The following is a 13,626-nucleotide window of genomic DNA, read 5'->3' as shown; positions in this document are numbered from 1 at the left end:
CATCGCGATGCTCCGCAACCTGATCGCAAGAGCCCGTCGCGCCATAGCCGGCGAGACACGAACCCGGGACAAGACGACAGATCCTGATGCCGATGAGAGCGCATCGGGGTCAGAGCACTTCTTAAGGCCCTTCGAGGTTGTGCTGCGCGACGGCACCGTTTTTTCAGTTGATGCCTTGAGTGCCACGCACGCCAAGACACTCGTTTGCTACGGCCGCACGGCTGCCTCCGACTCTACGATCTACGACCCCAAGCGTCGCGCGTTCGTAGCCTTCGCGATTCATCCCTCGCAGGTCCAATGTGTCCGGGAAGCGGCGCACGGCCGAAATCGCGTTTCCCAGGACGACTGATGAAGCCGGTGAGGGTGCGCGCCCCCTATTTTCGGAATGCACCTGCGCTTGAGCACGGCTCAGTTCGCCACCGCTGGAAAGCTGAGGGCGATCCTTGCTCAGGATGAGCTGATCTAGGCCCGGCTCAGGGAGCTGCTCGATGGCTGCCCCCAAAAGATCGGGTGGTGCGACGCAGGTCGGAATCCTAAAGCCACCGTCAGACCGCGGCCCTTGGCAAGCAGGCCCGGGAAGCGATGATCGACAGCGCGGTGGCTCGACGGGTGGCGCGACCGAAAAAGCCTCCGAAAAACCCCTCAAAACCGGGGGCAAACGGAAGTGAGCCGCGGATCCAACATGGAGAATTCCTCCCATGCTCGATCGAATCCGAAATCTGTTCTCCCCGCGCGCCGCCGAGGCCCCGACCCGGACGCCGCCTAGCCTCGATGCGCTGCTCGCCGCGCCCCCCCGCCAGAGCTTCAACCGCGGCGGGGTCAACATCGATGTGCCCCCCACGTTCGTCAGCGACGCGGTCCCGCGCTACCCCGAGCGCAGCCCCGCGGTGCCCGCCATCGAGCCCGCGGTGCTGCTTTCGACGCAGCAGGAGACTCTCGACCGACTGAGGCAGTCGCTTGGCCACACCCGCGCCGAGTTCGATCGGTGGGTGATGCCGGTGCTGCTCCGGTATGCCGAGCGCGTGCATCTGCTGCCTGCGTCGGAAGCGGACCACCACTGCGGGCGCGGCGGCATGCTGCGCCACGGCGTTGAAGCAGCGTTCTTCGCGGCTCGCCTTTGCGAGGGCCGGGTCTGGGCCTTCGACATGCTGGCAGAGCGTCGCAAGACGCTCGATCCGAAGTGGCGCCTCGCCGCGGTGTTCGCCGCCCTCCTGCATGACCTCGGCAAGGTCGTGGTGGACGTCAACGCGGTGGATGAGTCCGGCAGCCTTCAGTGGAGCGGGCACGGCGCCTCGCTGTGGACATGGCTCACCCGGCACAAGATCGAGGCCTACTACATCTACTGGCGACCCGGCCCGCGCAGCATGCGCCACGTGGCCTACGGCCCGGTGCTCTTGCGCGAGATCGTCGGCGCCGAGCTGCTCGACTATCTCTCCGAGGACGGCGGCCACGAGATCCTGAACAAGCTGGTGACCTCGTTCACCGCCCCCGATGACAAGACCAACCCGATCGCGGAGATCGCCCACAAGGCGGATAGGTCGAGCGCCGACTTCGACCTTGAGGATCAAGCGCGTCGCATCGCGGCCGCGGGAGGCTCGCCGCTTCGCACCCATGCGGGCATGCTGGCCCGCGCCATGACGAAGCTGGTCGAGGACGGCACTTGGAACATCACCAAGACCGGCCCCCTCTTCCACACCAGCGTGGGGCTCTTCGGCGCGCCTCCCGATGTCTTCACGATGCCAATCAGCCGGCTTCGGCAGGCCGGCCACCTGAAAGGGTTCCCCTCCGAGACCAGCCAGATCATCGATCTGCTGATGCGCATGCACATGCTGGAGATGTCCCCGGAAAAGCGACAGCTCTGGCCGGTGCGAATCGAGGGCCGAGAGTCGGTGCTGGAACTGAACCTTGTGCGCTTCGCCCACCCGGAGCAGATCCTGGGCACCCAAGAGGCCGTGCCGCCGATGCCCGCAGAGCTGATCCTCACAGGCACGGCACCGGCACCGGCACCGGCAGCGCCGACCATGGCCCCCGCCGCCGCGTCCCCTGGCACCGCCGCGGCGGCGTCCGAGAGCATGGCGGCGCCCGCTGCGAAGCAGGGGCGTTCGACTGCGGGGGCCGCACCACTGGCGCCTGCGCTCCCGCCCGTTGAGCAGCCTGCGGTGGCGGAGGAACCAACGGCCGCGCCCCCCGAGAACGCCGCCCCCGAGGCCGCTGAAGCGCGGGCGCCGATGAGGCTCCAAGCGCCGGCAGTGTCCGCGGCGCGGCCACCCCATGGCCGGACGGTGGAGACCGATCACGACCGCGCTACCGCGGTCGTTCGCCACGCCATCAGTGAGGTGCCCGCCACAAACGGCGGCGCGCGCTGGGTGCGCGCCATCATGGAGCGCTTCGCCTCGGGCGAGCTGCGCTGGTACACGCATGCGGCCCTGGTGGAAGGGCGGACGATCGTGGCCTTCCCGAGCGGGTTCACCGGGCTCGGCATGGACCCGATGGATCTGCGCGATCGGCTGCATGCCGAGGGCTGGCTGGAACTCGATCCGGCGAGCCAGCGCCTCGTGGTGAAGGTGTCGACGGAACAGGGAGCCATCGAGGGCGTGCTGTTCGCCGAATCGCTCACCCCCATCTGGACCACCCTGAGCGAGCACCTGCCTCTGCTGGATCTACCAGAGCCGCGGGCCGAGGCCGCTGCCGCGCCCGGTGAGGCGGCGCTGCGGCGCATCCCGCACGAGCTCACTGCTCTCCACATGACGACGCCGCCCCGCTCGGCCTCGGTGGAGTTCATCGAGAACCTGAAGGCACAGGTCTTCGCGGAGATCCGCGCGGCCGGCCTCGACAAGGCTCCGCCGCCCGAGAGCCCGAAGCCGCAGCTGAAGCGCTACCGCGAACACCTTTCCAAGCGCATGACCGAGTCACGTGTGCGTCGCGAGTTCACGCGCGAGGACTTCAGCCTGTTGCTCGCGAGCACGCGCAACCCGCTCGTCGTGGTGAAGAAGGACGAGGCCGGGGTCAACGTGGTTGAGCTGCATCCCCAGTACGTGGAGCCGACGTTCGAATGAGCGATCCCGCCCTGAGCCTTGAGAACCCCTTCCGGCCGATCTACGAGTTCTACTCGATCGCCGCGTGGGCCACCTCCGCTGCATTGATGGGCGTCTCCGCCTACGTCGCGGAGTACCCCAGCACTCCGTTCCTGCTGTTCGGCGCCATCTGTCTGCTCATGATGGCGCGCCAGGTCCCGAAGGTCATCGAGCTGCTGCGCGTGCAGCGCAAGCTCGATGGCGAGGCCCTGCAGTTCATGACGCGCGACGAGCTGCGCGAGATCTGCAAGGAGCGCCCGGACTCGATCTTCCTGGGCTTCGGCTTCAACTGGAGCCAGGCCCAGCGCCAGCTCGTCCACACCATTGTGCGCAGCGACCCGGAAAGGCTCGCGCCGCATGGAGACACGCTGATGGGGCAGCGCTGGATGCAGGGCCTTGGCAAGCCTCAGCCGATCTTCCAGCCCATCGACCACAACGCCGGACACACTCTGCTGGCGGGGACCACAAGAGCTGGCAAGACGAGATTGCTCGACTCGCTCATCACCCAGGCCGTCTTCCGCGGCGAGACGGTGATCATCCTCGACCCCAAGGGAGACAAGGATCTGATGGAGTGCGCGCGGCAGGCCTGCATCGCCGACGGCAGGGCAGAGGATTTCGTCTACTTCCACCCCGCGTTCCCCGACAAGTCCTGGCGCATCGATCCGCTGCGCAACTTCAACCGCGCGACCGAGCTGGCCTCGCGTATCGCGAGCCTTATCCCTTCGGAGACCGGTGCCGACCCGTTCACGGCGTTCGGCCAGATGCAGCTGACCAACATCGCCAACGGCATCCTGCTGATCGACGAGAAACCGACCCTCAAGAAGATCCTGACCTGCTTCGAAGGCGGCATGCCCCACCTCGTTAAGAGCGCGATCCTCTCGTACTGCCGCAAGACCTTCGCTGATCGCGGCGACGAGTGGGAAGAGGCGCTGAAGCGGGCGATGGAAGGCGCGAAGCCCGACATCAACGACCATGCAACCCGGCACGCGCGCTTCTACCGCGACTACGTGGCCAAGCATGCGCCGTCCCAGGAGCTGCAGGGTCTGATCAGCTCGTTCACCCACGACGCAACCCACTACGGAAAGATGATCGCTTCGCTGCTGCCGGTCCTGACGATGCTCACCTCTGGCGTGCTGGGCGACCTGCTCTCACCCGACTCGGAAGACCTGAGGGATCCGCGGCCGATCACCGACTTCAGCCGAGCCATCCACAACAAGCAGGTGGTCTACATCGGCCTCGACTCGCTGTCCGACAAGTTCGTCGGCAGCGCCATCGGCGCCATGTTCCTGGCGGACCTCACGGCCGTCGCCGGCGATCGCTACAACTACGGGAAGGACCTGCAACCGGTCAACATCTACGTCGACGAGGCGGCCGAGCTCGCCAACGATCCTTTCATCGCCATGCTCAACAAGGCCGGTGGCTCGAAGGCTCGGATCACGGTCGCAACCCAGACGCTGGGCGACTTCACCAGCCGCCTTGGAAGCGATGCCAAATCCCGCATGGTTTTGGGTAACCTTAACAACGTAGTCGCATTGCGACTGATTGACGGCCCCACGCAGGAATACATCACCGAAACCTTCTCGAAGACGGTGGTGCGCCATGTGGAATACAGCCAGTCGGCCAAGGCGGAGACGGACGAGCCGTTCATCTTCTCGGGCACGACCAACGAAGCGCTGAAGGAGACCGAAGTGGCACTGGTGGACCCTCAGATGCTAGGTGCGCTGCCGAACCTCGAGTTCTTCGCTCGAATCTCTGGCGGCCGCCTGGTGAAGGCCCGAATCCCAATCCTGAAGAGTGCTGCGTGAGCCCAGTCCAAACCCAGGCAGAGATGGCAAACGCGGCGACGAAGGTCCTTGTGTCCAAGGTCCTGCGGTCGCTTCGCATTGCCTCCCTGGCACGACTGATGTTCAAGCTGTGGCCGGTGACGGAGCACCTGACCGACAACCTGGCGGCGCACGTCGGCCTGCACGTCAAGCATCCGAGCGGCCGCCCGTTCCTCGAGGAGGCGATCGCCAACGGCTTCAGCGAGATGCTGGAAGCGCAGGCTCGACAACCCGAGGGCGAGAAGTTCTCCGACGAGGTGCGCCTCGCCTACATGCGGGGCCTGCTCCGCCACCTGACGCTCATCTTCGAGACCGAGGTGCGTGGGTCGCAAGGTGAGGCGTGGGATGCGCTCAGCGACGGGCCGCTCACCCAGTGGCTCCAGCAGCACGCGCCGGCGAAGGTGAACATGGCCACCGACCTGCCGGAGTACTTGGCCAACTACCAGCCCGACGCGCTGGCCGCGGCCCTGCTGAACCACATCCTGGATCGCTCCACCCGGCGGGAGTTGCTGCCGATCCTGCCGCGGCTCACCGCCTACGCTGATTGATCGAGGAGGCAAGGATGGCGAGTGCAACCAAGACCTGGAAGGTCACCACCCTGATCGTGATGCTGCATGTGATCGCGCTGCTGGGCTTCGTGGGCGAGGAGTGGCTTGCCCGCTCGGTCGAGCGCGAGCGTCAGGCGAATGCGAGCTTCTTCACCCCCGAGGTCGCCGGCGCCGCCGAGGCCCGCGCGCAGGAGTGGTTCAAGGCCGCCTTCGTGGACACGGGCGTTTCGAGCCTCGTCTTCGGCGCCATGATCCCGACCCAGGCTGACGCTGACATGGTGGGCATGAACCGCCAGTTCGGCTCCCTCTTTGACTGGTGGGAGGGGCGCCTGCGGACCTGGTGGACCATCCTCTACCAGAGCTTCCTGCGCATCTCGGTCGCCGGCCTGTGGTTCCCCTATGCCCTGTTCGTGGCCGTGCCGTTCCTGATCGATGGCTGGGTGCGCCGCAAGGTCAAGCAGACCGACTTCAGCCTCGCGAGCCCGCTGAAGCACCGACTCAGCCTCTACGCCGTCGAGATCCTCGTCGTCGCCTACGTGGTGCTGCTGTTCCTGCCGATCCCGCTGCAGCCGTTCTTCTTCCCGCTGCTGGTCCTGATCAGCTCGGCCGCGCTCGGGAAGATGGTTGCGGAGTTTCAAAAGCGGGCATAAGCGGCATCGAAGTATTCGCGACTGCGCGCCCAGCCATGCACTGCCTTCCGAGAAGCGCTTCGTGCGCACCTCAACGGGAATCGAAGTTGGGCTGAGTCCGAACCGCGGCCGCGGCGTGGATCTTTTTGACCGTCTCGTACGCGCCTTGAAACACGCTTGTGTCCAGGTCCATCGCCGTGCCGTATTCATTGACAGCGTGCGCCAGCACAACCATCACGTCCGCGATAGCCTCATCCACGGCCAGGGCGTTGTCAGGAACAAACCTCAAAGCGACAAGAGAGCCATCGTCGCCCAGCACCAGCGATCGTTCGAGATCTCGCACACCGTGATGCAGCGCCTCGGACAAAGACAGATACCGGAGGTGATAGAGATCCAGCTGGCCGGCATCGCGGGCCCATGCCCAAACCTCAGCAGTCGCACCGGAGCCGGCATGCTGGCCAGCTCGGGCAGATCCTGGGTCGCAAACCGCAGTGCGGCGCCCGGGTAGGTGGAATGGGTGGCCAGCGCGATCCGGTGCAGGTCGCCCTGGCCAACGCCACAGTGGCCGAGCACGGCGTCGAGCCCAAGCATGTCGTTGGTGACCAGCGACTTCATCACGCCAAGGAACAGGCGAGGCCCTTTCAGCGACCAGAAGGAGCGCGCGTCCTCGCGCACGAACTCGATCTCGCCGGCCATGGCCAGTTCGAGCGCATCGAGCAGGGCGTTGGTGCGGGCCAGCACCGCCCAGGACGAGGGATCCTCGCAGGCCTTGATGCGGCTCACGATGAGCTGCAGCTCCTGCTCACGGCTCCTGCAGCCCTCGACGCGGATCTGGCCATCCTTGCTGGACGCCGTCCGCAGGTTCTTGGGGATCCGCTCGCGGTTCTGCAGGATCAGCTGACCCGCGCTGCGGATGATGCTGCGCGCGCAGCGGTAGGTGGTGTCGAGAACGACATGCTCGGCCCGGGCGAGCTTCGCGAAGGCATCCATGCCCGCGTAGCCCAGGGCCTGCCGCCAGCCGTAGATCGACTGGTCATCGTCGCCGACGATTGTGACGCAGACGCCCGCATCGAGGTGGCCGCGCATCCATGCGAACTGGGCGGCATCGGTGTCCTGGAACTCGTCCACCAGCAGATGCTCGACCTGCATCGGCTTGACGCTGCCGTCGCGCATGCCGAACACCGCCTGCAAGATCAGGTCGGCGAAGTCGAGCACGCCGTTCGCCGCGAGCGACTCCTGGTACAGCAGCAGTCCGCGCTCCACCGAGGCGGGCGCCGGCCCGCGCTCAATGCCGTCGGCCGTGGGTGTGACCGAGGCGAGCACCCTGAAGACTTCATCGGGGTCTGCCTTCAGCGCGGCGATCGCCGCTTCGAAGTCCTCGAACTTCTCCCCGCAGCCCTCCTCGACGAGGACCTGGAAGGCGCGCCGCAGATAGTCCCGGCTCTGGTGGTCGTTGATCAGCCGGACAGCGCGACCAGACGCCAGCAGTTGCTTCTTGCACAGGGCATGGAAGGTGCCGTGCAGGATGCGCCGCCCCGCGTCTGGCACGAGCTGGAGCATGCGTTGCGCCAGCTCGTGGGCGGCATCGCTGGTGAAGGTGACGGCGCACAGCCGATGGGTCGGGTTCTCGCGCAGCAGGCGCGCGCCCCGCTCGCTCAGGACGCGCGTCTTGCCCGACCCGGGGCCAGCAGCGACCAGGCAATGCCCGGTCGCCTCCACGGCCCGCTGCTGCGCCTCGTTCAACATCAGCCTGCGACCGCCTCGGGCGCACGCTCCTGGGCACTCTCGTCGTCACCCTCCTCGACTGCATCGAGGCGGGCCTGCCCAACTGCAGGTAATCGCCTCAACCCCTGGCCGCGCAAGCGGCTGGGGGTCCCTCCAAGGAGAGTCGCGAGAGTCTTCTTGGAGGGGCCCCTAGCCCCTTGTGATTCACTCCCGAAGGAGACTCCCATGGGAATTGCGGCCAGCTTCACGATTGACCTGGACGGCGACGTGCCGATGATCCACTGCAGCACCGGACGCAGCATTGCTGTGCCGCCGGAAGTGATCGACCAGTGCGACGCCGACGGCGTGGGCGGCGACAGTGATCCGATCGATCTCCTGCTGTCGTTCGCCCGCAAACAAGGCCTGCACCTTCCGCAGGTCAGCAGCACCCCGATGTAGTGCACCAGCGCGACATCGGGAGGGACTCGCGGTGTGTGCCACACCGCGGGCTTCCGTCAGCCCCTGGACCTCGGGGCCTGACGCAAGCCCGTTGAGGCATTCGCTTCACCGGCTCCTCGGAGCCACGGCTCGGACGGTCGTCAATCGTCCACAACCCGACGGGCCCCCGTCGGGGGCGCGTCTGGGACCCAGGCGCGCCGCACAGCGCAGGGTCCCTCTCATTTCATGCTGTGCGAGAGGAAACCCCATGCTCTACATCAACGAGCAGCGGATCGGCGGTCACCTCGGCAAGGACGCCGAGATCCGCCCCAACCCCAAGACCGACCGAGGTTGGTTCGTCATACTCAGGGTGGCCACAACCAAACGCTGGAAAGACGCCAACGGCGCGAAGCGGGAAGCTACGACCTGGCATGACGTGGAGCTCTACACCACGTCCGAGAGCTACCGCGACTACCTGCGCGACAGAGCGGTCAAGGGCGCCCTGGTCTATGTGGTCGGCGAGACCATCCACGACGAGTTCGTTGGTGCCGATGGCCACAACCGCCAGCGGACCTTGGTGCGCTGCGAAAGCCTGCAGATCATCAGCGCCCCGCCAGAGCGCGAGGACAGCCGTCCCGCGCCTGCCGCTGCCGCAACGCCCCTGCGTCCTCAGGCCGCACCGACACCCGCGCCCGCGCCTTCACCCTACGCCCAGCTCGGTCCAGCGCCGCGGGACATGGACTTCGGCAGCTGACACACAACGCCCGCCGTTCCGGGCGCACACACGCATTTCCTGGCATGGACGGAATGACCAGGAAGGAGTTCCCATGAAATACACGATCCCCAAAGGCTCCTTTGCGGGCACGGAGGTCCCCCTGCACCAGCTGGTGCAGGCCCCGGATGGCAACGCGCTGCTGTGGCCCGTGGCCGAGCGCTACCCGCTCTTCCGCGCGCTCTTCCCGGCGGAGGCCGGCTGGTCCCTCACCACCAGCCGGGAGACCCTCCAGGAGCGGATGCCGGCCTACGACGAGTTCAACCAGCCGTACCGGCAAGGAGACCCTCTCATGCAGCGGGAGATCGCCTTCGCACTGCCGGGCAACATCGTCATCCGCGGACGCATCGACCTCGGCGCGTTCACCCGAGAGGGGGAATTCGCGGTCATCGACGTCAAGTCGGCGGCACAGGCCTATCCAGAGACGGCGTTGGTGCTCAACGAGCAGCTAACCACCTACCAGGTCGGCATGGACGTCGCCGCCGCCGAACTGGGGCTGCCCAAGCCGGAGCGCCTCGGCCTGATTGAGCTGATCAAGCGGCAGGTGCCCAAAACCAGCGGCAAGGGCCCCACGATCGAGCCGCTGGTGCTGACGGCGCGGCGTTCCGAGGATCAGGTCAACGAGTTCCTGCAGAAGGTCCTCTGGATCGCCGAGGACATCCGCGCGCAGCGGTTTGCGAAGAGTCCGCGGATGTCCTTTGAGAGCCCCTGCACCATGTGCTCCTGGTCCCGCGCGTGTACGTCGAAGGACTACTCTGACGTCGACTTTTCGCAGGCGAGGTATGTTCCAGCGGAAGTGCTGCAGGGCATGGACGCACCGGCAGCAGCCTAAACGAGACGGCGTTGGCAGAAGGGGCACACCCCTCCTGTCAACGCCTACTCGGTCGCATTGCGACTTGCTACGTTGGCTTGTATGCGACTCGCCATCATCGAACAGAAGCTGCACCTCACCAGCCCGGCACGGGGCTCCAGCATCCTGATCGAGCCGGCGCGCTCGGCGGACTACGGTGAAACCGTCATCACCCTCGAGGCCATCGGCCTCGCCCGCACTGAGATCAGCCTTCCGACGCAGGAAGGCTGGGTCTGGAAGGGCGACGCCGAGGGTGCCATCCGAATCGCAGAACTCGCTCTCGGGTGGGTACGCCGGCTGCCGGAAGTCGGCAGCTTCTTCGACTGAATTCGCAAGACCTGAGTCCGCCGACCAGCGAACTGAGGTCTGACGATTTCGCAGCAGGCCCCGCTCGGGCATTGATCGAGCACATACAGGACCCACGGTCCTCAACCCCAGCGGGGCGCGCAGCCCCGACGGGGAAGCTGCGTCCCGCTTTTCCCGCGAGGAGAGCGGCATGAACGCAGTCCGTAGCATCCGAGTCACCAGCAACACCGAGAGCGTGCTCAAGGCGCTCAGCGTCACCTTCACCAACTCGCACACCGTGGTGTACGAGCTGATCCAAAACGCAGCACGCGCCGGTGCCAGCCGCGTGTGGCTGACCCATGACCCCGAGGCTCGGACGCTGACCGTCGAAGACGACGGCATCGGTATCGCTGATCCATCGAAACTGCTTGCCATCGCTGAGTCCGGCTGGGATCTGGCGGTGCAGGCCCAGAACAGCCCCTACGGACTGGGCTGGATCTCGGCGCTGTTCGCCGGTGATGAGGTCGAGGTGGAAAGCCTCAACTTCCACTTCCGGGCGCGCACGGTGGATCTCCTTGCCTTGCGGCCTGTGGAACTCACCGCCTCTGAGCGCGTGCAGGGCGCACGCATCACCCTGCATGGGCTCAAGGCCACCATTGGGCCGCAAGAGATCCACCGCATGCAGCAGCGGCTCAGCGGCTTTTCGATCCCGATCGTCTTCAACGGCACCGAATGGGAGCGCCCGCACGCCATCACGGAGGATGGGATCTGGGTCGATACGCCCGAGGGCAAGGTGAGGATCGCGCTCGGCAACAGCACCACGGAGGTGTTCCTGCAGGGAATGCGCTTCGACATGGGATATAGCCGGAGCACCCCGACGCTCATCCACCTCGATCCAACCAAGTGGTTTGGCCGCATGCCGGACCGCAACGAGCTGATCGACCGGGATCGGGCGCTGCGTGCGGTGTCCGCGGTCACGAGGACCGAGGCGCGTCAGCAGTTGCAGGCGCTGAAGGAGAGCATGGACGGCCGCGATTTCGTGGACGCCCACGCCCATCATTGTCGCGATTGGGGCTGTCTGGACCTCTTGAACGACATCGACTGGCTGCCCGGCGCGTGGCTGGAGGTCTTCTCCGAGCTGCCGCGTCAGGCCCGCTACGACGGGGACTCCGTTGCGGGGGAGCTGAGCGGCCAGCCTGTGTCCGGCGAACAGATCGGCCCAGTGGTGCTCACTGGCGTCGAGATCTACGGCGAGGAGTCCAACTGGGCGGGCGCCTCCTACGCCTGGCGGGCCAGGATTCCCATGCTGGATGTGCGGCTGGATCCAGGCCATTGGATCTACACCCGCACCGTCGACTTCGAAGACTTCAAGGTCGAAGTCGAGCAGCCGGCGGCGGATGCCCCCCGTGGTCGCTACGCCGGTGCCTGGTCATCAGCCAGCCTGATCCGCGTGCCCGTCATCGCCATCAACGGACCGATGGGTCGACTGGAGCTGCCCGAGGACGCGGGTCTGGTCCACGAGGACGCCATCCTGGTGACTGAGCATACGGACCACTACGTGCTGCTCCAGATCAACGACTACCGCGACGATGATCGGCACATCGATGAGGCGTTCACTGCGGACTCCGCGACGCTCAAACGCGCCATCCGACGCCTCGCTGGGAAGGACGCGCCCGAAGACGCGGTCCTCCGGACCATCGACGACGCCGGCATCGAGAACGAGCTGCACGAGATCCTGAGGAGCTCAGGCCCGCTCGTGCTCTACCTCTCGGACGAGGGACATCTCGCAGTGATGTCGACCGCGCCCACATCGGGCAACTAGCAGTACTCCGGCGCGCCCTTCGGGGCGCGCCGGCTTTCCCGATTCCTCTCATGCGGAGAGGGGTTCGGAAAGCCGGTCGCATGCCGACAGTGTCAACCCCTTGCTGCGCCCTGATCGATGGGGCAGCCTTGCGGTGTCCCCATCTCCTTGGGGCTGGGTTTTCGCAGCGCACGCTGCACGCGCCGCTCCCGCGTTGAAGGAGCACACCAGGCCCTCGTGGCCAATACCCCCCGGGGATGCCGATATCCCCATCAGGGGTGTCGTGCGTCTCCGGTTTACCCAAGGAGACTACCGATGACCCCCTTTGTTGTTCTGATCTTGCGACGCCTGTGCGCCGCCATCGCTCCGCCGGCCACCCGTGTTTGACCGTTGCACCGAGAAGGCCCCGCGAGGGGCCTTCTCTTTTCTGCCAGGCTGTCGCCTCGCTCAGCCCTCGGCCAGCTTCCTTGTCAGTTCCTCGAGCCGGTTGGCGTCGCGCTCACTGAAGGCGGCATCGAACGCCGCCTCGCCATCTGGGCCGTCCAGCCGTGAGACCACGACAGTCAGTACCGCATCCTGCGGCGCATCCACCTTGCCCCAGTCGCTGAACATGTTCGGTGCGAGCGACCAGGACGCTTCTTCGCCAGGTTCCAGACCGCCGCTGATCGAGTAGTTGAACCCTTCCTTCAGCCACGGGATGGAGCGTCCAGGCGACGCAATGGTGCCCTCGAAATAGGCGCGAGAGACGGGCACATCCGTCCCGTTGCGGACGGTGATCTCGATGATCGGCTGCGGGCGTCCAAATCGCTGAGGCCGGGAAAAGAACCGAGATCTCAGCACCTCAAACTTGGCCAGCTGTGCGCCCGCCTCCTCAGCCTTGCGCTTCTTCTCGGCAAGCTCTTCGATCTCCTGCGCCATCTGTGCGCGCTCCCTGAGCCGCCGAGCGGCAAGGATCTCATCGCTCATCGCTAAGACCTCGGCAGCGGTCTTCCCATCCAGCTTCGCCATCACTCCGCTCAAGGCCTCACCGGATTGCGCTCTGGCCGCTGCAGCGAAGATATTTCCACCCGGGGCAACAGTCTCCATCGCCACCACCTGCATGGCCCGCTCGAAGCGCTCGCGCTCCTCCGAGGACATCGACTCCCTCAACGCCTTGGAGGATTCTCGAAGCGCCTCCTCAGAGGAACCGTCGAGTGTCGCTGGCCCACAGCCAGCCAGAACCAGGGCCACCATCGCAAGACTCAGGTATCGCTTCATCAGTGGAACTCCTCTCCGTAATCCCGTCGCCGCCAAGGTTCAGCCTCAGAAGACTCTAGCCGAGTGAGCTTGGCGCAACTTGCCAAGTTGCCGGGGTAGGGCAGGGTGGTAGGGTTCTACCCCGTTTCCGCGGACGGTTTGAACAAGGCTGAAAACCTACGGTCCCGGCGAGCGACTCTACGTCGCATCCGGGGGTTGTGGAACCGCTCGATGTAGTCGAACAGATCGACCCGTGCCTCGTCACGGGTTCGGTAGTTCTGGTGATGCACGCGCTCCCGCTTGAGCTGTCCGAAGAAGCCTTCGCAGGCGGCGTTGTCGGCACAGTGACCGGCCGCACTCATGCTGCTCACCAAGGCGTTCTGATCCAGGAACCTCTGGTAGTCCCCGCTGATGAATTGCCCGCCCCGGTCCGAGTGCAGGATGACCACGGACCCTCCTTGTCGCT

The 13,626-nt window shown here is 65.9% G+C and carries 14 protein-coding genes; 10 read left to right on the top strand and 4 right to left on the bottom strand.

Going from position 1 to position 13,626, the window contains the following annotated elements; translation table 11 throughout:
• The first annotated feature begins 7 nt into the window (after nt 1-7).
• From BLP83_RS16160 to BLP83_RS16140, 5 genes are all read left to right on the top strand, one after another.
• A complete protein-coding gene (locus BLP83_RS16160) occupies nt 8-349 on the top strand; it encodes a hypothetical protein (RefSeq protein WP_091245250.1) in 342 nt (113 codons plus the stop codon).
• Between the two features lie 349 nt (nt 350-698).
• A complete protein-coding gene (mobH, locus tag BLP83_RS16155; protein WP_091245246.1) occupies nt 699-3,056 on the top strand; it encodes a MobH family relaxase in 2,358 nt (785 codons plus the stop codon).
• Nucleotides 3,053-4,879 carry a conjugative transfer system coupling protein TraD gene (traD, locus tag BLP83_RS16150; RefSeq protein WP_091245243.1) on the top strand — a complete coding sequence of 609 codons (1,827 nt, stop codon included), beginning with the start codon at nt 3,053-3,055 and terminating at the stop codon, nt 4,877-4,879. Before mobH ends, traD begins: the two co-directional genes overlap by 4 nt.
• A gap of 50 nt (nt 4,880-4,929) precedes the next feature.
• Nucleotides 4,930-5,445 carry a hypothetical protein gene (locus BLP83_RS16145; protein ID WP_143006731.1) on the top strand — a complete coding sequence of 172 codons (516 nt, stop codon included), beginning with the start codon at nt 4,930-4,932 and terminating at the stop codon, nt 5,443-5,445.
• Between the two features lie 14 nt (nt 5,446-5,459).
• Nucleotides 5,460-6,095 carry an IncC plasmid conjugative DNA transfer DtrJ family protein gene (locus BLP83_RS16140; RefSeq protein ID WP_091245238.1) on the top strand — a complete coding sequence of 212 codons (636 nt, stop codon included), beginning with the start codon at nt 5,460-5,462 and terminating at the stop codon, nt 6,093-6,095.
• 70 nt (nt 6,096-6,165) lie between these two features.
• Here BLP83_RS16140 and BLP83_RS18430 read toward each other — a convergent pair whose 3' ends face one another.
• Both BLP83_RS18430 and BLP83_RS16135 read right to left on the bottom strand, forming a co-directional pair.
• Nucleotides 6,166-6,393, bottom strand: coding sequence for a hypothetical protein (locus tag BLP83_RS18430; RefSeq protein WP_143006730.1), 228 nt, complete (start codon nt 6,391-6,393; stop codon nt 6,166-6,168).
• Nucleotides 6,360-7,820, bottom strand: coding sequence for a UvrD-helicase domain-containing protein (locus tag BLP83_RS16135; RefSeq protein WP_091245234.1), 1,461 nt, complete (start codon nt 7,818-7,820; stop codon nt 6,360-6,362). Before BLP83_RS16135 ends, BLP83_RS18430 begins: the two co-directional genes overlap by 34 nt.
• Before the next feature lie 204 nt (nt 7,821-8,024).
• Here BLP83_RS16135 and BLP83_RS16130 point away from each other — a divergent pair, with 204 nt between their 5' ends.
• From BLP83_RS16130 to BLP83_RS18425, 5 genes are all read left to right on the top strand, one after another.
• Nucleotides 8,025-8,237: a hypothetical protein gene (locus BLP83_RS16130; protein WP_091245230.1), complete on the top strand. Its 213-nt coding sequence runs from the start codon at nt 8,025-8,027 to the stop codon at nt 8,235-8,237.
• A gap of 247 nt (nt 8,238-8,484) precedes the next feature.
• Complete coding sequence (locus BLP83_RS16125) at nt 8,485-8,970, top strand: single-stranded DNA-binding protein (RefSeq protein WP_091245227.1); 486 nt, start codon at nt 8,485-8,487, stop codon at nt 8,968-8,970.
• Nucleotides 8,971-9,043: 73 nt separating this feature from the next.
• Entirely contained in the window at nt 9,044-9,820 is a 777-nt protein-coding gene (locus tag BLP83_RS16120) for a PD-(D/E)XK nuclease family protein (RefSeq protein ID WP_176764242.1), read from the top strand.
• A gap of 81 nt (nt 9,821-9,901) precedes the next feature.
• A complete protein-coding gene (locus BLP83_RS16115; RefSeq protein ID WP_091245222.1) occupies nt 9,902-10,165 on the top strand; it encodes a hypothetical protein in 264 nt (87 codons plus the stop codon).
• A gap of 169 nt (nt 10,166-10,334) precedes the next feature.
• Nucleotides 10,335-11,945 (top strand): ATP-binding protein, encoded by a 1,611-nt coding sequence (locus BLP83_RS18425; RefSeq protein WP_143006729.1) that lies wholly within the window; start codon nt 10,335-10,337, stop codon nt 11,943-11,945.
• Nucleotides 11,946-12,371: 426 nt separating this feature from the next.
• On the opposite strand, the gene BLP83_RS16105 is transcribed toward BLP83_RS18425, so the two are convergent.
• Nucleotides 12,372-13,181 carry a DUF6694 family lipoprotein gene (locus tag BLP83_RS16105; protein ID WP_091245217.1) on the bottom strand — a complete coding sequence of 270 codons (810 nt, stop codon included), beginning with the start codon at nt 13,179-13,181 and terminating at the stop codon, nt 12,372-12,374.
• Between the two features lie 116 nt (nt 13,182-13,297).
• A partial coding sequence (locus tag BLP83_RS16100) for an IS3 family transposase (protein WP_143006728.1) occupies nt 13,298-13,626 on the bottom strand: 329 nt, incomplete at its 5' end.

It is taken from the genome of Aquimonas voraii, from assembly GCF_900101825.1.
In the GTDB taxonomy this organism is placed as follows: Bacteria; Pseudomonadota; Gammaproteobacteria; order Xanthomonadales; family Xanthomonadaceae; genus Aquimonas; species Aquimonas voraii.
Note: the sequence above shows the minus strand (reverse complement) of the source record. Positions and strands in the feature narration are given on the sequence as shown.

Excerpts from the sequence above, each read along its gene's own strand:
- BLP83_RS16160 (WP_091245250.1), top strand. The coding sequence starts at position 8 with ATGCTCCGCAACCTGATCGCAAGAGCCCGTCGCGCCATAGCCGGCGAG.
- mobH (WP_091245246.1), top strand. The coding sequence starts at position 699 with ATGCTCGATCGAATCCGAAATCTGTTCTCCCCGCGCGCCGCCGAGGCC.
- traD (WP_091245243.1), top strand. The coding sequence starts at position 3,053 with ATGAGCGATCCCGCCCTGAGCCTTGAGAACCCCTTCCGGCCGATCTAC.
- BLP83_RS16140 (WP_091245238.1), top strand. The coding sequence starts at position 5,460 with ATGGCGAGTGCAACCAAGACCTGGAAGGTCACCACCCTGATCGTGATG.
- BLP83_RS16135 (WP_091245234.1), bottom strand. The coding sequence starts at position 7,820 with ATGTTGAACGAGGCGCAGCAGCGGGCCGTGGAGGCGACCGGGCATTGC.
- BLP83_RS16130 (WP_091245230.1), top strand. The coding sequence starts at position 8,025 with ATGGGAATTGCGGCCAGCTTCACGATTGACCTGGACGGCGACGTGCCG.
- BLP83_RS16125 (WP_091245227.1), top strand. The coding sequence starts at position 8,485 with ATGCTCTACATCAACGAGCAGCGGATCGGCGGTCACCTCGGCAAGGAC.
- BLP83_RS16120 (WP_176764242.1), top strand. The coding sequence starts at position 9,044 with ATGAAATACACGATCCCCAAAGGCTCCTTTGCGGGCACGGAGGTCCCC.
- BLP83_RS16115 (WP_091245222.1), top strand. The coding sequence starts at position 9,902 with ATGCGACTCGCCATCATCGAACAGAAGCTGCACCTCACCAGCCCGGCA.
- BLP83_RS18425 (WP_143006729.1), top strand. The coding sequence starts at position 10,335 with ATGAACGCAGTCCGTAGCATCCGAGTCACCAGCAACACCGAGAGCGTG.
- BLP83_RS16105 (WP_091245217.1), bottom strand. The coding sequence starts at position 13,181 with ATGAAGCGATACCTGAGTCTTGCGATGGTGGCCCTGGTTCTGGCTGGC.